Origin of the sequence: Antrihabitans spumae, from assembly GCF_043944905.1 — a bacterium.
GTDB classification, from domain to species: domain Bacteria; phylum Actinomycetota; class Actinomycetes; order Mycobacteriales; family Mycobacteriaceae; genus Antrihabitans; species Antrihabitans spumae.
This window is the reverse complement of sequence record NZ_JBIMSN010000126.1, coordinates 48,558-71,500: the sequence shown is the minus strand read 5'-3', so window position 1 is coordinate 71,500 and position 22,943 is coordinate 48,558. Positions and strand designations below refer to the sequence as shown.

Sequence of the window (22,943 nt, the reverse complement as noted above, 5' to 3'; positions counted from 1 at the left end):
CGACCGCGCGGTTGAACGCCCGGAATGTGTCATCCGTTCAGAATGCCATGAGCACTTATCGAGAGATCGGCTACATGATGGGAGATGTGGCGGACCTACAGCTCGACCCACACGACCGGATCGTCGTGCGCGCGGCAACCCCCGACGACTACGACGCAGTGGCAGACCTCACCGTCACTGTCTACGTCGGCGAGGGATACGTTCCTGCGACAAGCGAATACGCCGAAACGCTGGCTCGAACCGCGCAACGAGCCGCGGCCACCGACGTGCTTGTCGCCGTTGTCGGGGGATGTGTGGTCGGATCACTCACCGTCGCGCGCCCACCATCGCCTTTTGCGCCGATTGCGCGGGCCGACGAGATCGAGTTCCGAATGCTGGCCGTCCGGCGGTCGGCACGCGGCCTCGGAATCGGCACCCGGCTCGTGCGTCACGTGCTGGATCTTGCCGCGGAGGAGGGATACCGAGCGGTCGTCATATCCACCGACGACGCGATGGTCGACGCTCGGAGGATCTACCTCGAACTCGGCTTCGTCCATGTCCCGGAACGCGACTGGTCGCCCATGCCGGGGGTCCCGCTGACGGTGCTGGAATGTGTGGTCAGCCGAGAACGGTTGCGATGATTCCGGCGAGGTAGCCCAATCTGGCAACCTCCGACGGCCGGAAACGAGGTCCGCCGGGTCGTCCGAGCATCAATACCTTGCCGGTGGCGCCCAGCGGGGCGGCCGCGAGCTTGGTGTCCATGTCGCGCCAGATCTGCGGGACCCAATCGCCTTCGTCGTCCAGCGTCGTCGGGTGGTCCAACGGCATCCACGGGACGTCGCGGGCATGCGTCTCGGGTGCGCCGGAGCTACCGACGACGCGGTAGGCGCCTTGAGCGCCGAGTGCAACGACGGTGCTCCAGCCCACGCGCAGTACCCGTGGCGCACCGTCGACGAGCACCTGCAGCCGATCGTCGCGAGCGGTCGCAACCTGATCGATGAGTTCGAGTTCGCGATGGGTGTCGAGCATCCCCGCGTACGGCCGAATCGAATCGACGCGGACACCGTCGAGCGCCTCGGCGGCGGTCAGCAGCGTGTCGGGCAGCGATCCGGGGTCGACGTCGACAACGAGATCGTCGATCGCGTACCCCTCGCCGCGTTCCACGACATCGAGGGACAGTATGTCGGCCCCGACAGCGCCGAGAGCGAGAGCGAGGGAGCCGAGGCTGCCCGGTCGATCCGGCAACTGCACTCGGAGCAAGAAGGACAACGTGGTGCGCCTTTCGGTGTCGAAGTCGACGTCGGCATCGGGTGTAGCCGTCCGATAGCCAGACGAAGGGCAGCAGGAATGTTGCCGATCTCGCCAGCAATCCTTACACCTTTGCGCACATAGTTTCGACTCGAACGCACGCTCGTGACGGACGCGACACACCGCACGAGCGCGAACCAACCGCTCGTCTCGCTGGGGAAACACGGTCGAAAGATATGGCCGCGCCGTCGCTCGCTAGGCTGTCCGGGACCAGCCTCACGTGCGCATCCATACCTGAAAGGGGGCCTACGCGGTGCCTGCCATCTCCCGCGACGAGGTCGCCCACCTCGCCCGGCTCTCCCGGCTCGCGCTCAGCGACGCCGAGCTCGATCAGTTCGCCGGTCAGCTCGACTCGATTCTGAGCCACGTCAAAGCCGTGTCCGAGGTTGCTGCCGACGACGTTCCGCCCACCGCGAACCCCAATCCGGCCACCAACGTGACCCGCCCCGACGTGATCGTCCCAGGTTTGACCCCCGAGCAAGCCCTCTCCGGTGCTCCCGCCGTCGAAGAAGGCCGCTTCGCGGTTCCGCAGATCCTCGGGGAGGCCGAATAATGAGCGACCTCACTTCTCTGGACGCAGCCGAACTCGCCGCACGTATTCACAGTCGCGAACTGTCGAGCGTCGACGTGACGAAGGCACATCTCGACCGCATCGCCGAGGTCGACGGCGAATACCACGCGTTCCTGCACGTCGCGGGCGATCGGGCCCTTGCCGCCGCCGAGGACGTGGATCGGTCCATCGCCGCGGGCGACGCTCCGGCATCGGCGCTCGCCGGTGTTCCACTCGCACTCAAAGACGTGTTCACGACCACGGACATGCCGACGACGTGTGGCTCGAAAATTCTCGAAGGTTGGGTGTCGCCGTACGACGCGACGGTGAGCGCCAAACTGCGCGCGGCGGGCATCCCGATTCTCGGCAAGACCAACATGGACGAGTTCGCAATGGGCAGCTCGACCGAGAACTCGGCCTACGGACCCACGAAGAATCCCTGGGACACAACACGTATTCCTGGCGGGTCCGGCGGCGGTTCTGCGGCGGCGCTGGCATCGCATCAAGCACCACTCGCCATCGGCACCGATACCGGCGGGTCAATCCGCCAGCCCGCAGCGGTCACGGCCACGGTCGGTACCAAACCGACGTACGGAACGGTGTCACGCTTCGGTCTTGTCGCCTGTGCATCGTCGCTGGATCAGGGCGGGCCGTGCGGTCGAACCGTTCTGGACACGGCACTGCTGCACGAGGTGATCGCCGGCTACGACCCCCGCGACTCGACGTCCCTCGACGTCGCTGTGCCGCCCGTCGTCGCCGCCGCGCGTGAGGGCGCTCGTGGCAACCTCGCCGGTGTGAAGGTCGGTGTCGTCAAGGAATTGCATTCCGACAGTTACCAATCCGGCGTCATCTCGTCCTTCGATGCGGCCGTCGCCGTGTTGACCGAGCTCGGTGCCGAGGTCGTCGAGGTGTCGTGCCCGCACTTCGAGTACGCACTCGCTGCGTACTACCTCATCCTGCCGAGCGAGGTGTCGTCCAACCTCGCGCGTTTCGATGCCATGCGATACGGCATGCGGGTCGACGACGGAAACATGAGTGCCGAGCAGGTCATGGCCGCGACGCGCGCAGCGGGCTTCGGTCCGGAAGTCAAGCGTCGCATCATGATCGGCACCTACGCGTTGTCGTCGGGCTACTACGACGCCTACTACGGTCAGGCGCTGAAGGTACGGACCCTCATCGCTCGTGACTTCGACAAGGCCTACGAGCAGGCCGATGTGTTGATCTCTCCGACAAGTCCGTTCACGCCGTGGAAGCTCGGCGAGAAGGTCGACGATCCGCTGGCGATGTACCTGTCGGATCTGTGCACCCTGCCGACCAACCTGGCGGGGCACTGTGCGATGTCGGTGCCGTCCGGACTGTCGAAAGACGACGGGCTGCCCGTCGGATTGCAGATCATGGCACCGGCGCTCGCCGACGACCGGCTGTACCGAGTCGGAGCGGCATACGAAGTCGCGCGCGGGCCGGTGCAGTAGTCCGTTACTCGATTCGTGACGCGATGCGATCGCGGATGTAGCTGACGAATCCAGCTGCATCGGCGGTCGCGTCCGTGTCTCGAGTGTTTGTGTCTCCAGTGTCGTTGGCGCCCATCCGTTGTCGGACAGCACGACGGACAGTGGACGCGTGTTCGTCGGGTAGGTCCAGCTCGAGTGCCTGTTGGCCGGCTTCGGTTTTGCCGTGCCACCGGCCGGTTTCGACGCGGACGAGACTGCGGCAGGCGTTCAGCACGGCATTCTCGAATTCCGCACTGTCGAATTCTGCACTGCCGATGCCGCTGTGCGTGTGCCAGTTCAACGCTGCGGTGACTGCCGTTCGGAGGTCGGCGGCGGAGAGTGCGCCGAAGACCTCCGCGGCGGGTGGACCGATCAGCGCGACCCCACGCTGCGCAACGATGTCGCGGTCGAGTGTGTACCAGAAGAGTCCGTCGGCCGGGTCACGGTCGAGAGGTGAGGTGTTGACGCGGAACGGCATGGCAGGGCCGTCGTTGAGTTCGAGCTCGAAGGCTGGTTCCAACGATGGGGACCTGATCGTAGCTGCCTGATACACGACCAATTCCAGACCCCGAGCCGGGCATGGCAGGGAGTTGTGACGTAGTTCGCGCACCAATTCCGACTTCTCGTCCGTGGACAATTCGTTTTCCACGACAATCGCAACGTCGATGTCGCTGCGACCCTGGAGGTAGTTGTCCAGCGCGAGCGAACCTGTGAGGTAGAAGCCGAAAATATTGTGCCCCAGCACAGTTCGCGCAGCAGCCGCCAGATCGTCGAGGTAGGCGCCGACGACCGGGCCGTAGCCCTCGGTGCTGGTCACCGCGGATCGGTCGCTCATCTCCTCGACCCTACTCACACCCCGGCATTGCAGTGCCCTGCTGGATTCCGTAGCGGTGGCCGTGACCTGCGGGCGCATCGAGCGCAGACAACAGATCGACGGTTGTCTGCACGAAACTCACCACCGGCAGCCACGGCGGCGTCGGTGCATCCTCATGCGTCCCGGTTGGAGCCGGTCGATGGAACAACAGATCCGACGACCATCGGACGACCGGATCGGAACTGTTCGCCAGAATCGTCGCACCCTTGCGGTCGACCCCACCGGCGGGCGGACCCGCCCACAGTGCGCCACACGGTTCGACGGCATTGCCTGCCAATGCCGCGCTGCCGCCGATAGCTCCGAGGCTTTGGCCGTAGACGTAGAGCTTGGGACGATCGTGCAACGGCAGGTCAGCGATGCGATCGGCGACAGCTGTGTACAGCGTCCGCGCGGATTCTTCTGCGGCACTTCGGCCGAAGACGAATGTTGCCCAGCTCGGAGCATACGAATACTGCACACCGACGATGGCGACGTCACTACGGAAGCGGGTCTCGAAACCCTGGACCGCATTGTCGTCGATCCAGCCGCTGCCGGTGGGTATCGCCACGACGATGTTCGAGCGCTCGAAGCCCCCTGCTCGCTGCAACTCGCTGACCGCGACAGCCACACGATCCTGCAGGTCGGCAGCGGAATCGATACCCGCATAGACGCGGACGCTGTCGGTTCCGGGATTCGAAGCGGTCGCGACGAACTTGCGGCCTTCGGCACCCAACGCCTGCCAGGACGCGAGTGAATACGGACTTCCGGATCGGGTCGCCGAATCAGGTTGGTGGAGAGTCGAATCGATTTCGGCGTTGGCGGCGCGATAGGTGTCGGCCCGCCAATCGACCAGTGCGGGAACGCAGTACGTCACTGCGGCAGCTGTCCCGACGATAGCCAGCGTCACAACTCGGACGATGCCGAGCCGACGCGCGAGTGCGCCGAGTACGGCCGCAATCACATAGAGCAGCAGCATGATCAGTGCCGAACCTGCCGCAACCTGAATCCAGTAGCCTGCTCCGATCTGTTCGGCAGACATCGCCGACCGCAGTCGGTTCTGCCACTCGTTCGCACCGCGTGCCGATATCGCAACTGTTGCAATGCCTACACCCGTCACCACCCGCTGCGTTGTACCGGTTGCGGGACCCACCCGGAGTGTTCGCAGGGCAAACCCGAGCAGCGCGGCCAACCCCAGACCGAGCGCACCGAGCATTCCGGACAGCATCGCCTGCATCGCCGCCGCTCGCGGAAGTAGTCCTGGCGCAAGGGAAACCAACACCATCGCAGTGACGCCTACACTCATCTCGACACGCGGTATCGCGAGCGACCCCGCAAGCGTCTTCACATGATGCAGCGGTCGCACCGCTGCCGAGACAGTTGCAGTCATGCCGACACCGACCGGTATCCGAGCTGCTGCGTGCTCTGTCGAAGGACGCGGAAAGCCCTGGGCGACAACATAAGCAACATGGCGACGAGCAAGGCGATCAGGTAGGAGCCAAGTGGCTCCGGCCGCGGACTGACGTACCCCTGCCGCCAGGAGTTGCCGTCGACGAAGCCGGATGCGATGTCCGCCATTGCATAACACCCGAATCGACCTGTGGCCGACTCGCGTTCGCCGCAGGCGTCGTGCATCCGCCGACCGAGTTGTTCGTCGACCGCAATCCTCGCCCAGGTGCCGAGTTCCGCAGCGGACTTGTCGGCGTAGCGCAGTAGGTCGTAGCCCAGATCGTGTGCCTTGCAGGCGGTGTCGAACTCGACGGGCAACGTCACCGGTGACGAGCAGTCACCATTCGGGTCGGTCAGCATGCCGTCGATCACCACCGGTTGGTAGCCGAGCACAGCTGCGAAGTCCACCGGTATCGCTGCCGCCGCCGTCGAGGGATCGACATCGGGTGCGGTGACGGTGTCGATCGCTGCTGCAGCAATGGAGTTCTCGTGTGTCGGTGTCGCCGTGCTCGCCGCTCCCGCCACCGGGGTGAGTACAGCGGTGGTCACGGTGAGGATTGCCGCGGCAGCGGCCGCTCTGTTCATCCACGTCGTTTCGGCCATGACAGGAAAGATAGAAATGGCCTGCGCGCCTGCACATCACCCTGTGGGGCCGACCGCACTCGGCGTCGAGACCGGCTCGCCTGGTCCGGGTGATACCGCGGTGCCGAGTCGATATCACCCCTGGGTATGACGACAGGTGGGAACGGGACTTCCTAGTGTCGAGGTGTGAGAAGAAGCGGTCGAGCTGTCACGCGGGCAGCAGGTGGTGTTGCCAGAGCGGCTAAGCCGCACGTCAAGCGCATGGGCTGGAGTTTGTGGCTCGATGTGCTGATCGTGGCCGTGACGCTGATCCTGTATTCGGTCGCGTGGCCGACACTGCACATAACGCACAACGTGCCGGCGGCGGTACAGCCGATCATCGCTGCTCTTGCCGTTGCACCTTTTCTGCTGATCAGGGCGAATCCAGCACTGGGGTGGGCAATCTCGGCGCTGTCCGCGTTGATCGTGTCGATAGCCTTCGAGTCGCAGCCTTACAACACCATCCCGTGGCAGGTCGTCCACATCATCGTCATTCTGCCGCTGCTCTTTGCGGTGAGCTTGCGCGCAGCCTTCCCGATCGTCGGCGTCGCTTGGATCTCCACTGTCATCCTGTTCGTCGGCAACATGGGTGCCGACCAGCGCGCGGGCTGGACCGTCGCGCTGACGTCCTACGTCGTGATCGGGCTGTTGATCCGGTGGTTGGTGCTCTCGCGCCGCCAACTCGCCAAGCAGGAGGAGGTCAGCGACCTCGAACGCGCCAAGCGCACGATACTCGAGGAGAAGGCGCGCATCGCCCGCGATCTACACGACGTCGTCGCTCATCACATGTCACTCGTCGTGGTCCAGGCCCAAAGCGCGCCATATCGCGTCGCGGATGTGTCACCTGCGGCGCGCGCCGAATTCGAATCGATCGGTGCGACCGCACGCGAGGCGCTCAACGAGATTCGCGGCATGCTCGGTGTGCTCAGAAGTGACGGCGAACGTCGCGACTTGGCGCCGCAACCGGGAACGGATCAAATTCAGGAGTTGCTGGAAGGCAGTCGTCGCGCGGGTGTTCCGGTCGTATGGGCAATCTCCGGAGAACCCGAGAATGTCTCGGATGCAACGGGTCTCGCGGTCTATCGAATCCTGCAGGAGTCGTTGTCGAACGCGTCGCGGCACGCCGGTGGTGCACCGGTCGAGGTCGTCGTCGAGTACGGCATGTCGCTCGTCTCGGTCAGCGTCGTCAACGGCAAGCCGCTGACGACGGTCTCCACACGTGCCGGCGACACCGGTGGCAACGGCATCGGCGGAATGACGGACCGTGCACTGTCGGTCGGCGGTCTACTCACCGCGGCGCCACGCGGCGACGGTGGATTCGAGGTCAGAGCACAGCTTCCCGTTGCGACCTACACGGTCGCCGGGTTGGCGGGACGCACCGCCTAGGGTGGGGCGGTGACGATAACGGTGCTGATCGCAGACGACCAGGCGATGGTCCGCCAGGGTTTCGGAGCGCTCCTGTCGGCTCAGCCGGATATCAGTGTGATCGGCGATGCGCCGGACGGTAGGGTCGCGGTTGCCGAGGTCAAGCGGCTTCGACCCGACGTCGTCCTGATGGATGTGCGGATGCCGGAGATGAACGGTCTCGATGCAGCGAGGGCGATCCTGTCGTCGGGGCTCGAACCGCCGGTCCGGGTGCTGATGCTGACGACCTTCGACATCGACGACTACGTCTACGAGGCTCTTCGGATCGGTGCCAGCGGATTTATGCTCAAGGACGCACCCGCCGAAGAACTGATCAGGGCGGTTCGCGTCGTCGCAGACGGTCAGGCGCTGCTCGCGCCCACGGTCACGCGCAGGCTGATCGCCGACGTCACGCGGCGCCGATCGACGCCGAAGGTGGAATCTGCCGCACTCGGATCTCTCACACCGCGGGAACGCGAAGTGCTCGAGCTGATTGCGAAGGGGCTCTCCAATACCGAGATCGCGTCGAAACTCTTCGTCGCCGAGCAAACGGTCAAGACTCACGTCGGCAAGGTGCTCTCCAAGTTGAACCTGCGTGACCGCGCGCAGGCCGTCGTACTCGCCTACGAAACGGGCGTCGTCACGCCAGGCTGAGCATGTTGGGCACCGAGCGGGCAAGATAAGGGCCATGCGTATCGGAGTGCTCACCGGTGGTGGCGACTGTCCAGGACTCAACGCCGTGATTCGGGCGGTCGTGCGGACTGCGAACGGACGCTACGGCGACAGTATCGTCGGCTTCAACGACGGTTGGCGAGGTCTGCTCGAGGATCGAAAGGTCCAGTTGCAGAACGACGATCGCAACGACAGGCTGCTCACCAAGGGTGGCACCATGCTCGGAACGGCGCGTACCAACCCCGAGAAGCTGCGCGCCGGGATCGATCAGATCAAGCAGACGCTCGACGACAACGGCATCGACGTGCTGATTCCGATCGGCGGTGAGGGCACGCTGACGGCGGCCCACTGGCTGGCTGAGGAGGGCGTCGCCGTCGTCGGGGTTCCGAAGACGATCGACAACGACATCGACTGCACGGATGTCACGTTCGGATTCGATACGGCACTGACCATTGCGACCGAGGCGATCGATCGGTTGCACAGCACGGCAGAGTCTCATCAGCGGGTGATGTTGGTCGAGGTCATGGGCCGTCACGCCGGCTGGATCGCGTTGCATTCGGGGCTGGCGTCGGGCGCGCACATGACGTTGATTCCCGAGCAGCCGTTCGACGTCGACCAGGTCTGCGCGCTGGTCAAGAAGCGCTTTCAGAGTGGGATGTCGCACTTCATCTGCGTCGTTGCGGAGGGTGCACACCCCGCGCCGGAGTCGATGACGCTGCGCGAAGGTGGCATCGACGAATTCGGCCACGAACGATTCACCGGGGTCGCGCAGCAACTCGGAGTGGAGATCGAGCGGCGGATCAACAAAGAGGTCCGTACGACGGTGCTCGGGCATGTCCAGCGTGGTGGCACGCCGACCCCCTTCGATCGGGTGCTGGCGACCCGATTCGGCGTCAACGCAGTCGATGCCGCGCATGCGGGTGCGTTCGGCAACATGGTGTCGCTGCGGGGAACCGAGATCAGTCTGGTCCCGCTCGCGGATGCAACAAGGCAGCTCAAGCGGGTTCCGCAGTCCCGCTACGACGATGCGGCGGCATTTTTCGGGTGAGGCGGCTCCGCCGCTCGTGAGTCTTTTCGGAGGTGGGGCCCTCCGAAAGTGCTCACGAGCGTGTGGCCCCTGTGTATCTCCTGGCCAGGGTCCGGACGTGTTCGACCAGCTCCGGCGGACCATCGACCCGGAAGTCCATGCCGAGCATGCTCAGGTAGATCGCGATCGTTTCCAGCGTGTCTGCGCCCGTCACGAGGATGCTGGTCTCCGCGTCGACAGCTTCCACAACGCCGACCGCCGGATTGATGCGGTCGATCACTGTCTCCGCCGCCGCGAGCACCGTGACGCGAGCGTGCACCTTCCATCCGGTCGACGCGACCTCGCGCAGGACGAATGCGACAAGGTCGTCTTCCGGTAAACCACGCGGACCGAACCGTCTGCTGCCAACCGCCGCACGCTGCACCCGAGCCACCGGATAGGCGCGCCAACGATGGCTGCCGAGGTCGTAGGCGACCAGATACCAGCGTCGCTGCCAGTTGACGAGGCGATAGGGCTCGATGTCGGTCTCGGTGTTGTCGGCGCTGATCGTCACCGTTGCGTTGTCGCGTATCGCACCGGCGAGTGCAGTCAGGGTCGCGGCGGCAACGGGTGCGTCCGGCTCGCGTGAACCCGTCGTCGCCGGACCGATCGCGGTGGCACTGCGCAGCGCAGTCACTTTGCGCTGCAACCGCTTCGGCAGAATCTGCTCGAGTTTTGCCAGTGCTGTCGCCGAACTCTGCTCGATGTCAGCGACGCCTGTCGACCCGTCGCCGGCAAGTCCGATCACCACGGCGACGGCGACGGCCTCGTCGTCGTCGAGCAGTAGGGGTGGCATCTTCGTGCCGTGGCCGAGGCGGTACCCGCCGACCGACCCCCGACCGCCGTGGATTGGATAACCGAGGTCGCGCAGCCTGGCGATGTCGTTGCGCAGGGTGCGGTCGCTGACGCCGAGTCGCTCGGCGAGTTCGCGGCCGGTGAGCATGTGCTGGTCCTGCAGCAGCGACAGCAGTCGCAGGACCCGTATCGCCGTTTCCGCCATAAATTTCCTATCCACCGATGTATTAGGAACGAAACTAGCCTAATGGCAATTTAAGCTGTTTACAGAAGGAAGAACACGACGAAAGGGCTACGACATGACCGACACGACCGCAAACCTCGACTGGCGCACCGCTCTCGCCGCTTCTCATCGCGCACTGCAGACCACGGTCGACGCGATCGGCGACGACCAGTGGCAGCTCGCGACACCGTGCTCGGAGTGGACGGTCACCCAGGTCGTTCAGCACGCCGCGGCCGACCAACTCGCCTACGCGTCGGCGCTCGGCGTCGGCGACGGACCTACCTACGACCCGTTCTCGCCGTCGGGTGCGATCGACGGCAGTGCAACCGATCTGGTTCGCGACGCCATTGCCCCGACCGCCTCGGCGTGGGCCGATGTGGCCGACGATCGGGCAACCGCTCCGACTCCGCTCCCGCACGGCGAGTTGCCCGTCGAGATCGCCTCCGGCGCCTGCGCGTTGGACGCCGCCGTCCATGCCTGGGACATCGCCCGCGCGATCGGAGCGCCGTCACCGCTGGGTGACGAACTGTCCGCGCAGCTACTCGCGGTTGCTCGGGAAATCGTCGAGCCGCTGCGGAACTACGGCGTCTACGCGGCGGTCGTCGAGTCGGAGGGGGAAGCCGGCGCCGAGGACACGTTCCTCCGCTACCTCGGCCGCGATCCGCACTGGACCGCCTGAGGTCTGCGGGTCGGCTGACTGGCCGGGGGCATCCGCCCCCGGCCAGTCGTTCGTCCCCCGCCGCATAAACTGTCCTGCATGACTGCCGCAACGGTCGATCTCGTCGACTACGCCGATGTGCTCGCCACCTACGAACCCGTTCTCGGCATGGAAGTTCACGTCGAACTCGGTACTCAGACCAAGATGTTCTGCGCCTGCCCGACCGAGTTCGGTGCCGAGCCCAATACGCAGGTCTGCCCGGTGTGCCTCGGCCTGCCGGGGTCGCTGCCGGTCGTGAATGCGACTGCCGTCGAGTCGGCGATTCGTATCGGGTTGGCGCTCAATTGCTCGATCACGCCGTGGGGTCGCTTCGCGCGCAAGAACTACTTCTACCCGGACCAGCCGAAGAACTACCAGATCAGCCAGTACGACGAGCCGATCGCGACGGACGGCTACCTCGATGTCGTCCTCGACGACGGCAGCACCTTCCGCGTCGAGATCGAGCGCGCGCACATGGAAGAGGACACCGGCAAGTCGCTGCACGTCGGCGGCGCAACCGGACGCATCCACGGCGCCAGCCATTCGCTGCTCGATTACAACCGGGCTGGCGTCCCGTTGGTCGAGATCGTGACGAAGACGATCGAAGGCACCGGCGAGCGCGCTCCCGAGGTCGCCCGCGCCTACGTCACGGCGTTGCGTGACTTGCTCAAGGCTCTCGGCGTTTCCGACGTCAGGATGGACCAGGGTTCGCTGCGATGTGACGCGAACGTGTCGCTGATGAAGATCGGCGCCAAGGAGTTCGGTACGCGTACCGAGACGAAGAACGTCAACTCGCTGAAGAGCGTCGAAGTTGCTGTTCGCTACGAAATGCGCCGTCAGGCAGCGGTTTTGAACGCCGGCGCCGAAGTCGTCCAGGAGACACGGCATTTCCAGGAGGCCGACGGGACGACGTCCGCTGGGCGTCGCAAGGAGACCGCCGAGGACTACCGCTATTTCCCCGAGCCCGACCTGGAACCCGTTGCCCCCGATGCGGAGTGGATCGAGGAGCTCCGTACGACCATTCCCGAGCTGCCGTGGCTGCGTCGTGCGCGCATCCAGGAGGAGTGGGCGCTGTCCAACGAGGTCATGCGCGACCTCGTCAACGCTGGTGCCATCGATCTGATCATCGCCACCGTCGATGCCGGTGCTCCCGCTGCTGCTGCTCGTTCGTGGTGGGTCGCGTATCTGTCCGAGAAGGCGAACGAGCGTGGCGTCGAACTCGACGCGCTGCCCATCACACCCGAGCAGGTAGCGGCCGTGATCGCTCTCGTTGCGGCGGACAAGGTCAACAACAAGGGTGCACGTCAGGTCATCGACGGTCTACTCGCCGGTGAAGGCACTCCCGAGGAGATCATCGCCGCCCGCGGCCTCGGCGTCGTCCGCGACGACTCCGCACTCAAGGAAGCCGTCGACACCGCGCTAGCCGCCAACCCCGACATCGCTGAGAAGATCCGCAGCGGCAAGGTTGCAGCTGCGGGCAAGATCGTCGGCGACGTCATGAAGGCGACGCGCGGGCAAGCCGATGCAGCTCGGGTCCGCGAATTGGTCCTGGAGGCCTGCGCCTGAGGCCTGCGGCTCGTGAGTCCTTTCGGAGGTCGGAACCTCCGAAAGGACTCACGAGCGGCGTAGCCGCCTCGTCCTAATCCGGACCGCCGCCACCGTCTCCGGGTAGCGGTATCCGAACGACTCGATCGTCGTTCGGGCCGGGTTCGCCGCCTGTTTTGTTCACCGTTCCCACCCAGATCGCGCCGTCGGGTCCGGGAGTCGCTCCACCGAGTTGGCCGTACTGATTCTGGGCGAGCAAGGTCGGGGCCGCCGTTATGGAACCCGTGCCCTGGTCGACGGTCATCAGGGCGAGGGCCCTTGCGCCGGTCAATGCGACTGCGACAACGCCACTTCCGGCCGCACATCCCGCGACGCCGGGGCGGTCTGGCCACGTCCATGCCGACGAGACGGCGCCCTCCGGATTCACCTTCTGCAGACGATCTTCGACGCCTGTGCGGTCGGTGACCCAGATCGTTCCACCCGGTTCCAGGCATACGTCACCGGCAACGCCGATGCCAGACACGACAACTCGAGGTGTGGCGGGTTGGCCGACGTTGGGCCGATCGAGGCGTAACAGTTTGCCAGCGAGCGAGCCGGGATCGGCTGCGGCAGCTGGGTTTCCGGCGTCGCCCGTCAGCACGACAAGTTCGTTCTCGTTGACGAAGTCGAGCGCCCCAGCGTTGCCGGTCGCGCCGCGCGGAATGCCTTCGAGCACTGGCTTGGGTGTGTCGCCCGCGGCGATTCGAACGACACGATTGTCGCTGCCGGTTGTGATGTAGGCGTAGATCAAGCCGTCTTCGAGGAACGTCGGCGAGAGTGCCAAGTCCAGCAGTCCACCGTCGCTCGACCCGTCGACGTCGATGCGGGCGATTTCCGCGGCAGGCTGTTCGGGTGCGACGCGCAGGATGCGGCCGGTGCGCCGTTCGGCGATGAGCGCGCCCGAGCCGTCGGGCAGCACGACTATTCCGCCCGTCGTGTCCAGGCAGGTCGCGACGACGTTGGGGTCCGGATCGATGCACGGCCCGCTCGGACGTGGTGGGCGTGAGGTCGACGTCGGTGGTTTGTCGGTGCGTGGGCCGACCTCGGCGGGCCCCGCGGTCGGCTCTGGGCTGAACGGGCTGGACGCAGCGTCGTCGAAGCGTGCGCATCCCGTCAGGACGAGCAGGAGCAGGGCGGACACGGCGGTGACTCCGCGTCGCCTGCGTGCGGGCCGCATTCGCGCCCCCGGTGAAGCCAACGTCATGGCTTCACGTTACGGAAGCAACACTGCGCGTGCGTGAAAGGGGTCCGCCGAGAACATCGTGCGAGGAAACGTTCGCCAGAGATCGAATCGGCGCGTCGGCATGGTAAAGACGCTGAGACAACGGATGCGAGACCTAGTCTCGATGCGTGACCGAAACGCCACGGGATAAGTCGGATCTGCCTGCCGACGTGCCGCCGACCGGACGCGCCGCGGGGAGTCCGTACGACGAGCCGACCGAGAAAATACCGGTTGCGGGTCGCAACTTTCCGCAGACCGACGACGATCTCGACATCGATCCGACGCAACAGCTACCGACCTATCGGCCCGACTTCGACGACGAACCAAGTCGTAAGCAATACGCGTTCGAGGACTCGTCGCCCTCGATACCCATGCAGAAGCAGTACGCATTCGAACCCGACTCGAGCGCGGCCCCCGCCGCGGCCGTTGCGACGAAAACGCGCAGGCGCAACAGGCAGGTCGACGAGGACGAACTGCGCGGGAGGGGCACCCTCGATCTGGGACTGCTGCTGCTCCGCGTCGGTGTCGGCGCATTGTTCGTTTTTCATGGCCTGCAGAAACTGACCGGGTGGTGGGGTGGACCGGGTCTGGACGGCATGCGTGACGCACTCGACGCGATGGGCTGGGAGCAGCCGCGTCTGTGCGCGATTCTGCTCACAGTCGGGGAGTTGGCGGGCGGTTCGCTGCTGATCCTCGGGCTCGCAACACCGTTGGCCGCGGGCGCTGTGCTCGCCGTGATCATCGACGCGTGGTTGGCACGACAGAGCGCTGAGCACGGGCTGCAGTTCACGGCGCCGAACGGGCCCGAATACGAGACGCTGCTCATGATCGGCGCAGCGGCCATCATTCTGACCGGTCCAGGCAAGTACGCGGTGGACGGTGGCCGTGGCTGGGCGACGCGGCCCTACGTCGGGTCGCTTCTTGCCCTCTTCGCAGCCATTGCTGCCGCCGCGTGCACGTGGATCTTCCTGCGCGGGGGAAATCCCTTCGTCTGACCGCCGAGTGCATAGCTGTTCAGGGAAAACGACTCGAATCTGCCTGCACAGCTATGCGCTCGACGCATCACGGAATTCTGCGCACCGCACCCTTGTCCGCCGACGAGGCGAGCACTGCGTAGGCGCGTAATGCCGTCGTGACTGTTCGCTCCCGACCGACCGGCTGCCACGGCCGCTCCGAGGCCTCCATCTTGGCTCGTCGCTCGGCGAGCACCTCGTCGTCGACAAGGAGCTCCAACCGGCGGGTCACGACGTCGATCAACACCTGATCACCGTCTTGCACAAGGCCGATCGCACCGCCACCCGCAGCTTCGGGGGAGATGTGGCCGACCGAAATGCCCGACGAACCACCGGAGAAGCGGCCGTCGGTGATGAGGGCGCACTTGCGGCCGAGGCCCGAACCTTTGAGGAATGCGGTCGGGTGCAGCATCTCCTGCATGCCGGGCCCGCCCGCGGGTCCCTCGTATCTGACGACGAGCACGTCGCCAGGCTGGATCTTCTTGCCGAGGATCACCGAGACCGCTTCCTCCTGGGATTCGACGACGCGCGCCGGACCCTGGAAGTTCCACAGTTCTTCGTCGATGCCCGCGGTCTTGATGATCGCGCCGTCGGGTGCGAGGTTGCCGCGCAGCACGGCTAGTCCACCTTCGACGGTGTACTTGTGGTCGAAGTCGCGGATGCACCCACCGGCCGCGTCGAGGTCGAGCGAGGACCAGCGGTTGTCGGTCGAGAACGGCTCCACGGTACGGACCCCTCCCGGAGCCGCGTGGAACAGTTCGACCGCTTCGCCGGATGCCTTGCCGGAGCGGATGTCCCAGGTGTCGAGCCACTCGTCGAAACTGGCCGTATGCACGGTCGAGACGTCGGTCTCCAACAGTCCGGCACGGCGGAGTTCACCGAGGATCGCGGGGATTCCGCCGGCGCGGTGCACGTCCTCCATGTGGTAATCGGAGTTGGGCGAGACCTTCGACAGGCACGGAACACCGCGACTGATGGAGTCGATCTCGGCGAGGTCGAAGCCGTGCACCTCGCCCTCCTGCGCTGCCGCAAGGATGTGCAACACCGTGTTGGTCGACCCGCCCATTGCCACATCGAGCGCCATCGCATTGCGAAAAGCCTTGTGTGTAGCGATGTTTCGAGGCAGGACGCTCGCGTCGTCGTCGCGGTAGAACTTGAGCGCTGCCTCGACGACGGTGGTTCCCGCTCGTTCGAAGAGAGCGTGGCGTGCGACGTGGGTCGCAAGGGTGGAACCGTTGCCGGGCAATGCAAGTCCGAGTGCCTCGGTGAGGCAGTTCATCGAGTTGGCAGTGAACATGCCCGAGCACGAGCCACACGTCGGGCACGCGCTGCGCTCCACTTCCGACAACCCGTCTTCGGACACCGCATCGTTGGCGCTCGCGGAGATCGCGGTGATGAGGTCGGTAGGGGCCTGTGCGACGCCGCCGACGACCACTGCCTTGCCTGCCTCCATCGGTCCGCCCGAGACGAACACCGTCGGAACGTTCAGTCGCATAGCGGCATTGAGCATTCCGGGTGTGATCTTGTCGCAGTTGGAGATGCACACGAGTGCGTCGGCGGTGTGCGCGTTGACCATGTATTCGACCGAGTCGGCGATGATCTCGCGACTCGGCAGCGAGTAGAGCATGCCGCCGTGGCCCATCGCGATACCGTCGTCGACCGCGATGGTGTGGAACTCGCGAGGCACGCCACCCGCAGCGCGGACGGCGTCGGCGACGATCTCGCCGACGTTCTTCAGATGCACATGTCCGGGTACGAACTGCGTGTACGAGTTCGCGATCGCAACGATCGGCTTACCGAAATCGGAGTCGGTCATTCCTGTGGCACGCCACAGCGCGCGTGCGCCTGCTGCGTTGCGGCCGACCGTTGTCGTACGTGATCTGAGTGGAGGCATAGCGACCTTCTTCGGATAGAGCATGCACTGACGGAGCGCGCGCGGATGCCGAGGGCCCGATACCGGTTACTCGGATGAGCGCGGTGACTCCGAATTCTCTTCCGGGTCCGAATCATGGTTCGACTCGACGACGTCCGGGACTGCGGCATACGGATCGGGGATTCGCCCGCCCGAGGCCTCTGCCAATTCTTGCAGACGATCGAAACCTACGGCAGGCAGGACGCTTTCCTTGCCGCTGATCAGGTCCGCCCGTGCCCAGCCGCGTTTCGGGAATCGCACGCCCTTGATGTCGGTCCACGGGATCGATTTGGCAGCGAACACACTGCGGGTCTCGAGACCCGACGAGGTGACGGTGGTCTGGTTTCGCAAAATCCACACCGTCACGCTGATCGGCAACAGGAACAGCCAGCCGAGCGCAGCGGGCCAGCCGAGGGCGGGAAAGCTGACGCAGATCAGCAGCATGAACGCCGCGACCAGGGAAAGTCGGGTGATTCTTATGACATATGGTGCCTGCTCGACCGCAGCCCCGTCGACATTGTTGCCGTCGGCAGTGTGGGACGATGACTGTGGTGGCACGGACTTATGCGGTGATGACACACCACCATCTTCGCATTACAACGGATTGTTCCCACATAATGGGACGGCGTCGTCACAGGTTTGACTCTTCGGCGTACTCACGCCTACCGTCGAGCGCGTGAAAAGAAATGAGTTGCTCGTAATCGGCCGGCGCGTCTGCGCGTGAAGGCAACAGCCTGAGTCGATTATCAACTCGCACGCATGACGCGCCACCCTCGAACAGCATGGCTGTCGAGGGCTTTTTGCTGTTAAGGGCAATTTCCGGATCCGACCCGCCCAGAGCTCGAGACCTGATCAGTACAACGCGACGCACGAAGGAAGCACCAAAGTGAGCGCACCCACCGCACGACCGGGGCCGACAACCCGCAGGTCGACGCCATCGGCTCCCCAGTCGACCCCAGCGGCACCAGCCGCATCGCCGATCAACCGCCGTCAGCTTCCGCCCGAGCGTGTCACGGGCGCGCAGTCGGTCGTTCGCGCGCTCGAGGAACTCGACGTCGACGTGGTATTCGGCATTCCGGGTGGTGCGGTACTTCCTGTCTACGACCCCCTCTTCGATTCGAAGAAGGTCCGCCACGTGCTCGTTCGCCACGAGCAGGGTGCAGGCCACGCCGCAACCGGCTACGCGCAGTCCTCCGGAAAGGTCGGCGTCTGCATGGCGACGTCCGGGCCGGGAGCGACCAACCTCGTCACCCCGATCGCCGACGCCAACATGGATTCGGTCCCGATCGTTGCCATCACAGGTCAGGTCCCGCGGCCGATGATCGGCACCGACGCTTTCCAGGAAGCCGACATCTCCGGCATCACCATGCCGATCACGAAGCACAACTTCCTGATCACCGACGGCGTCGACATCCCGCGGATCATGGCCGAGGCGTTCTACCTGGCCTCGTCGGGTCGTCCGGGCCCGGTGCTCGTCGACATCCCGAAGGACGTGCTGCAGGCGCAGACCACGTTCACGTGGCCGCCCGAAATGCGGCTGCCCGGCTACCGTCCGGTCACCAAGCCCCACGGCAAGCAGGTTCGCGAAGCAGCACGGCTGATCATGGACGCGAAGGCACCGGTGCTCTACGTCGGTGGTGGCGTCATCAAGTCCGACTCCTCACCCGAGCTGTTGGAACTAGCCGAGTTGACCGGCATCCCAGTCGTCACCACGTTGATGGCGCGCGGTGCGTTCCCGGACAGCCACGATCTGAACTGCGGCATGCCAGGCATGCACGGAACGGTTGCCGCCGTCGCTGCGCTGCAGCGCAGCGACCTGCTGATCACGCTCGGTGCCCGCTTCGACGATCGGGTGACCGGTCGTCTCGACTCCTTCGCACCGGATGCGAAGGTCATCCACGCCGACATCGACCCGGCCGAGATCGGCAAGAATCGCCACGCGCACGTGCCGATCGTCGGTGACTGCCGCGAGGTGATCTCCGAGCTGATCGAGGCGATCCGCGCCGACCAGGCGACCGGTTCGAAGATCGAGATCAGCAAGTGGTGGGAGTACCTCGACGGTGTTCGCAAGAGCTACCCGCTCGGCTGGGATCGCCCGGCCGACGGTTCGCTTTCACCCGAATTCGTGATCTCCGAGATCGGACGCCTCGCCGGACCGGACGCGGTCTACTGCGCGGGCGTCGGCCAGCACCAGATGTGGGCCGCACAGTTCATCCGCTACGAGAAGCCGCGTACCTGGCTCAACTCGGGTGGTCTCGGCACGATGGGCTACGCCGTTCCCGCTGCCATGGGCGCCAAGATGGGCACACCCGAAAAAGAGGTGTGGGCGATCGACGGCGACGGCTGCTTCCAGATGACCAATCAGGAACTGGCCACCTGCACCGTCGAAGGCATCCCGATCAAGGTCGCCGTTATCAACAACGGCAACCTCGGCATGGTCCGGCAGTGGCAGACCCTCTTCTACGAGGAGCGCTACTCCCAGACCGACCTCGGCACCCACTCGCTGCGGATCCCCGACTTCGTGAAGCTCGCGGATGCCTACGGCTGCCACGGCATTCGCGTCGAGCGTGAAGAAGACGTCGAAGCCGCAATCCGCGAGGCACAGTCGATCAACGACAAGCCTGTCGTCATCGACTTCATCGTCGGCGCCGACGCCCAGGTGTGGCCGATGGTCGCCGCAGGCACGAGCAACGACGAGATCATGGCGGCCAGGGGCATCCGGCCGTTGTTCGACGACGACGAACTTGTTGCGGAGCCGTCGGTCATCCACGCCGCGATGGACCGACCCCAAGCAGTGCAGGAGGATACGAAGTGAGGACGAGCCACACGCTCAGCGTGCTCGTCGAGGACAAGCCCGGAGTGTTGGCCAGGGTGGCCGCTCTGTTCTCGCGCCGCGGATTCAATATCGAATCACTTGCGGTGGGGGGCACGGAGATTCCGGATATCTCGCGCATGACGATCGTCGTGACCGTCGAGGATTCGCCGCTCGAACAGGTGACGAAGCAGCTCAACAAGCTGATCAACGTGATCAAGATCGTCGAGCAGGACACCGACACCTCGGTTGCTCGCGAACTGATTCTCGTCAAGGTCCGCGCCGATGCCAGCGTGCGGACCGCCGTCATCGAGGCAGTTACGCTCTTTCGCGCGAAGGTCATCGACGTGTCACCCGACGCGTTGACCATCGAGGCGACCGGCACCCGGTCGAAGCTCGATGCGTTGCTGCGAATGCTCGAACCGTTCGGAATTCGAGAGATCGTGCAGTCCGGAGTTGTCGCAGTCGGGCGTGGACACAAGTCCATCACCGCAGCGCGCTAAAAGCTTTTTCTGAAAACGTCAGCACAGCACACGTTCACAGTTGTAAATGGAGAAGGGAAACCAACCAAAGTGGCAGTCGAGATGTTCTACGACGACGATGCCGATCTGTCGATCATCCAGGGCCGCAAGGTCGCGGTGATCGGCTACGGAAGCCAAGGGCACGCGCATTCGCTGAGCCTGCGTGATTCCGGTGTCGAGGTCCGCGTCGGCCTGAAGGAAGGCTCGAACTCGCGGGCGAAGGCCGAAGAGCAGGGCCTCACCGTCGGCACGCCTGCCGAGGTTTCCGAGTGGGCAGACGTCATCATGGTGCTCGCACCGGACACCGCTCAGGCTGCCATCTTCAAGGAAGACATCGAGCCGAACCTGAAGGACGGCGACGCCCTCTTCTTCGGACACGGTCTGAACATCCACTTCAAGCTGATCGAGGCTCCGGCCAACGTCACCGTCGGCATGGTCGCGCCGAAGGGCCCCGGCCATCTCGTGCGTCGTCAGTTCGTCGACGGCAAGGGCGTTCCGGCACTCATCGCCATCGACCAGGACCCCAAGGGCGAGGGCCAGGCGCTTGCTCTTTCGTGGGCCAAGGGCATCGGCGGCACCCGCGCGGGCGTCATCAAGACCACGTTCAAGGAAGAGACCGAGACCGACCTCTTCGGTGAGCAGGCCGTGCTCTGCGGTGGCACCGAAGAACTGGTCAAGACGGGCTTCGAGGTGATGGTCGAGGCCGGCTACGCGCCCGAGATGGCGTACTTCGAGGTGCTGCACGAGCTCAAGCTCATCGTCGACCTCATGTACGAGGGTGGCATCGCCCGCATGAACTACTCGGTGTCCGACACCGCGGAGTTCGGCGGCTACCTCTCGGGTCCGCGCGTCATCGACGCAGGCACCAAGGAGCGGATGAAGGCGATTCTGGCCGACATCCAGTCCGGCGAGTTCACCCGTCGCCTCGTCGCGAACGTCGAGAACGGCAACACCGAACTCGAAGGTCTGCGCAAGGCGAATGCCGAGCACCCCATCGAGGTCACCGGCAAGCAGCTGCGTGGACTCATGAGCTGGGTCGATCGTCCGATCACCGAGACCGCATAGGGCGCACACGCCCTGTGCGCGGTTGACGGGTCCATGGACCCGTCAACCGCGCACAACCTCGAAGCTAAGCTGTTCAACGAATTCGCCACGCCTACTCGGGAGTCCATCACGTGAGCCAGCCAGGCCGCCCCATTGTCCTGATCGCCGACAAGCTTGCCCAGTCGACCGTGGAGGCGCTTGGAGACGGCGTCGAGGTTCGCTGGGTCGACGGTCCTGATCGCCCCGCCCTCATCGCGGCCGTTCCTGAGGCCGACGCGTTGCTGGTTCGTTCGGCGACGACCGTCGATGCCGAAGTTCTCGCCGCCGGAACCAATTTGAAGATCGTCGCTCGCGCCGGTGTCGGACTCGACAACGTCGACGTGCCCGCGGCGACCGAGCGTGGTGTGCTCGTCGTCAACGCACCGACCTCCAACATCCACACCGCCGCTGAGCATGCGGTGACCCTGCTGCTCGCCGCAGCGCGCCAGATCCCCGCCGCCGACGCCACGCTGCGTGAACACACCTGGCAGCGCAGCAAGTTCAACGGTGTCGAGATCTTCGGTAAGACCGTCGGCGTCGTCGGCCTCGGCCGGATCGGGCAGCTCTTCGCTGCGCGACTCGCCGCGTTCGAAACCCACGTCATCGCGTACGACCCCTACGTTTCGCCTGCCCGCGCGGCTCAGATCGGCATCGAGCTGGTCAGCCTCGACGAGCTGCTTTCCCGCGCCGACCTCATTTCCGTCCACCTGCCGAAGACCCCCGAGACGAAGGGGATCATCGGCAAGGAGAACCTCGCCAAGACGAAGCCCGGCGTCGTGATCGTCAATGCCGCTCGCGGCGGACTCGTCGACGAGGCCGCACTCGCGGAGGCCATCAAGTCCGGTCACGTGCGCGCCGCTGGTCTCGACGTGTTCGAAACCGAGCCCTGCACGGACAGCCCGCTTTTCGAGTTGCCGCAGGTCGTCGTGACGCCGCACCTCGGTGCGTCGACGAGCGAGGCGCAGGACCGTGCGGGTACCGACGTTGCGAAGTCCGTATTGCTTGCTCTTGCAGGCGAATTCGTTCCCGACGCCGTCAACGTCTCCGGTGGCGCGGTCGGCGAGGAAGTCGCGCCGTGGCTCGAGATCGTCCGCAAGCAGGGCGTTCTGCTCGGTGCGCTGTCGAAGGAACTTCCGGTCAGTATCTCCGTAGATGTGCTGGGGGAGTTGGCGTCCGAGGACGTCGAGATCCTGAAGCTGTCGGCACTCCGCGGACTGTTCTCTGCTGTCATCGAAGATGCCGTCACGTTCGTCAACGCGCCGTCGCTCGCCGCCGAGCGTGGTGTCACTGCCGAGCTCACCAAGGCATCGGAGAGCCCCAACCATCGCAGCGTCGCCGACCTGCGCGCTGTCTACGGCGACGGTTCGGTCATCAACGTGTCGGGCACGCTCACCGGACCCAAGCAGGTCCAGAAGATCGTGAACATCAACGGCCGCAACTTCGATCTGCGCGCCGAAGGCCTCAACCTCGTTGTCCACTACAACGACGAGCCCGGCGCGCTCGGCAAGATCGGCACCCTGCTCGGCGAAGCCGGCATCGACATCCAGGCCGCACAGCTGAGTCAGGACGCCGAAGGTCCGGGCGCGATCATTCTGCTCCGCATCGACCGCACGGTGCCCGGTGAGGTCGAAGCTGCGATCACAGCAGCCGTCGGCGCTTCGATGATCGAGCTCGTCGACCTGTCCTGAGCTG

21 protein-coding genes are annotated in these 22,943 nt (G+C 65.0%); 13 read left to right on the top strand and 8 right to left on the bottom strand.

Features of this window, described 5'->3' with window-relative positions:
* The first annotated feature begins 77 nt into the window (after nt 1-77).
* Nucleotides 78-620 carry a GNAT family N-acetyltransferase gene (locus ACHIRB_RS25810; protein WP_395124310.1) on the top strand — a complete coding sequence of 181 codons (543 nt, stop codon included), beginning with the start codon at nt 78-80 and terminating at the stop codon, nt 618-620.
* On the opposite strand, the gene ACHIRB_RS25805 is transcribed toward ACHIRB_RS25810, so the two are convergent.
* Complete coding sequence (locus ACHIRB_RS25805; RefSeq protein WP_199702901.1) at nt 598-1,248, bottom strand: ACT domain-containing protein; 651 nt, start codon at nt 1,246-1,248, stop codon at nt 598-600. The genes ACHIRB_RS25810 and ACHIRB_RS25805 overlap by 23 nt on opposite strands.
* Nucleotides 1,249-1,540: 292 nt before the next feature.
* Here ACHIRB_RS25805 and gatC point away from each other — a divergent pair, with 292 nt between their 5' ends.
* A complete protein-coding gene (gene gatC / locus ACHIRB_RS25800; protein ID WP_199702900.1) occupies nt 1,541-1,840 on the top strand; it encodes an Asp-tRNA(Asn)/Glu-tRNA(Gln) amidotransferase subunit GatC in 300 nt (99 codons plus the stop codon).
* Nucleotides 1,840-3,309: an Asp-tRNA(Asn)/Glu-tRNA(Gln) amidotransferase subunit GatA gene (gene gatA, locus ACHIRB_RS25795; protein WP_395115380.1), complete on the top strand. Its 1,470-nt coding sequence runs from the start codon at nt 1,840-1,842 to the stop codon at nt 3,307-3,309. Before gatC ends, gatA begins: the two co-directional genes overlap by 1 nt.
* 4 nt (nt 3,310-3,313) lie before the next feature.
* Here gatA and ACHIRB_RS25790 read toward each other — a convergent pair whose 3' ends face one another.
* Genes ACHIRB_RS25790 through ACHIRB_RS25780 form a run of 3 tightly spaced genes read right to left on the bottom strand, consistent with a single transcriptional unit; the run spans nt 3,314 to nt 6,229 of the window.
* Nucleotides 3,314-4,162, bottom strand: a complete 849-nt coding sequence (locus ACHIRB_RS25790) for an aminoglycoside adenylyltransferase domain-containing protein (protein WP_395115379.1) — start codon at nt 4,160-4,162, stop codon at nt 3,314-3,316.
* Between the two features lie 10 nt (nt 4,163-4,172).
* Nucleotides 4,173-5,567: an alpha/beta-hydrolase family protein gene (locus tag ACHIRB_RS25785; protein ID WP_395115378.1), complete on the bottom strand. Its 1,395-nt coding sequence runs from the start codon at nt 5,565-5,567 to the stop codon at nt 4,173-4,175.
* The gene (locus ACHIRB_RS25780; protein ID WP_395124227.1) at nt 5,564-6,229 is read right to left on the bottom strand and encodes a hypothetical protein; all 666 of its coding nucleotides are present in this window, start codon (nt 6,227-6,229) and stop codon (nt 5,564-5,566) included. The genes ACHIRB_RS25785 and ACHIRB_RS25780 overlap by 4 nt, the downstream gene beginning before the upstream one ends.
* 240 nt (nt 6,230-6,469) lie before the next feature.
* On the opposite strand from ACHIRB_RS25780, the gene ACHIRB_RS25775 reads away from it, so the two are divergent.
* The 3 genes from ACHIRB_RS25775 to ACHIRB_RS25765 are packed head-to-tail and all read left to right on the top strand — an operon-like array spanning nt 6,470 to nt 9,371.
* Complete coding sequence (locus ACHIRB_RS25775; protein ID WP_395115435.1) at nt 6,470-7,633, top strand: sensor histidine kinase; 1,164 nt, start codon at nt 6,470-6,472, stop codon at nt 7,631-7,633.
* Nucleotides 7,634-7,642: 9 nt separating this feature from the next.
* Nucleotides 7,643-8,305: a response regulator gene (locus tag ACHIRB_RS25770; RefSeq protein ID WP_199702895.1), complete on the top strand. Its 663-nt coding sequence runs from the start codon at nt 7,643-7,645 to the stop codon at nt 8,303-8,305.
* A 34-nt stretch (nt 8,306-8,339) separates the two neighbouring features.
* Nucleotides 8,340-9,371, top strand: coding sequence for an ATP-dependent 6-phosphofructokinase (locus ACHIRB_RS25765; protein ID WP_395115376.1), 1,032 nt, complete (start codon nt 8,340-8,342; stop codon nt 9,369-9,371).
* A 52-nt stretch (nt 9,372-9,423) separates the two neighbouring features.
* Here the strand turns inward: ACHIRB_RS25765 and ACHIRB_RS25760 are convergent, their stop codons facing one another.
* Nucleotides 9,424-10,389, bottom strand: a complete 966-nt coding sequence (locus ACHIRB_RS25760) for a helix-turn-helix transcriptional regulator (protein ID WP_395124228.1) — start codon at nt 10,387-10,389, stop codon at nt 9,424-9,426.
* A 94-nt stretch (nt 10,390-10,483) separates the two neighbouring features.
* Here ACHIRB_RS25760 and ACHIRB_RS25755 point away from each other — a divergent pair, with 94 nt between their 5' ends.
* Nucleotides 10,484-11,086 (top strand): TIGR03086 family metal-binding protein, encoded by a 603-nt coding sequence (locus ACHIRB_RS25755; RefSeq protein ID WP_395124229.1) that lies wholly within the window; start codon nt 10,484-10,486, stop codon nt 11,084-11,086.
* 78 nt (nt 11,087-11,164) lie between these two features.
* Nucleotides 11,165-12,670, top strand: coding sequence for an Asp-tRNA(Asn)/Glu-tRNA(Gln) amidotransferase subunit GatB (gene gatB, locus ACHIRB_RS25750; protein ID WP_395124230.1), 1,506 nt, complete (start codon nt 11,165-11,167; stop codon nt 12,668-12,670).
* Nucleotides 12,671-12,743: 73 nt separating this feature from the next.
* Here the strand turns inward: gatB and ACHIRB_RS25745 are convergent, their stop codons facing one another.
* On the bottom strand, nt 12,744-13,892 hold the full coding sequence (locus ACHIRB_RS25745; RefSeq protein WP_395124231.1) for a PQQ-dependent sugar dehydrogenase: 1,149 nt from the start codon (nt 13,890-13,892) through the stop codon (nt 12,744-12,746).
* Nucleotides 13,893-14,038: 146 nt separating this feature from the next.
* On the opposite strand from ACHIRB_RS25745, the gene ACHIRB_RS25740 reads away from it, so the two are divergent.
* Nucleotides 14,039-14,905: a DoxX family protein gene (locus ACHIRB_RS25740; protein WP_395115372.1), complete on the top strand. Its 867-nt coding sequence runs from the start codon at nt 14,039-14,041 to the stop codon at nt 14,903-14,905.
* A gap of 67 nt (nt 14,906-14,972) precedes the next feature.
* Here the strand turns inward: ACHIRB_RS25740 and ilvD are convergent, their stop codons facing one another.
* The gene (ilvD, locus tag ACHIRB_RS25735) at nt 14,973-16,817 is read right to left on the bottom strand and encodes a dihydroxy-acid dehydratase (protein ID WP_395124232.1); all 1,845 of its coding nucleotides are present in this window, start codon (nt 16,815-16,817) and stop codon (nt 14,973-14,975) included.
* 66 nt (nt 16,818-16,883) lie between these two features.
* The gene (locus ACHIRB_RS25730; RefSeq protein ID WP_395124233.1) at nt 16,884-17,414 is read right to left on the bottom strand and encodes a PH domain-containing protein; all 531 of its coding nucleotides are present in this window, start codon (nt 17,412-17,414) and stop codon (nt 16,884-16,886) included.
* Nucleotides 17,415-17,721: 307 nt separating this feature from the next.
* On the opposite strand from ACHIRB_RS25730, the gene ACHIRB_RS25725 reads away from it, so the two are divergent.
* From ACHIRB_RS25725 to serA, 4 genes are all read left to right on the top strand, one after another.
* A complete protein-coding gene (locus ACHIRB_RS25725) occupies nt 17,722-19,650 on the top strand; it encodes an acetolactate synthase large subunit (RefSeq protein ID WP_199702886.1) in 1,929 nt (642 codons plus the stop codon).
* Nucleotides 19,647-20,150: an acetolactate synthase small subunit gene (ilvN, locus tag ACHIRB_RS25720; protein ID WP_199702885.1), complete on the top strand. Its 504-nt coding sequence runs from the start codon at nt 19,647-19,649 to the stop codon at nt 20,148-20,150. The genes ACHIRB_RS25725 and ilvN overlap by 4 nt, the downstream gene beginning before the upstream one ends.
* Before the next feature lie 81 nt (nt 20,151-20,231).
* Nucleotides 20,232-21,233, top strand: a complete 1,002-nt coding sequence (gene ilvC / locus ACHIRB_RS25715) for a ketol-acid reductoisomerase (protein ID WP_395115434.1) — start codon at nt 20,232-20,234, stop codon at nt 21,231-21,233.
* Between the two features lie 110 nt (nt 21,234-21,343).
* Nucleotides 21,344-22,939, top strand: a complete 1,596-nt coding sequence (gene serA / locus ACHIRB_RS25710; protein ID WP_395124234.1) for a phosphoglycerate dehydrogenase — start codon at nt 21,344-21,346, stop codon at nt 22,937-22,939.
* Nucleotides 22,940-22,943 lie beyond the last annotated feature (4 nt).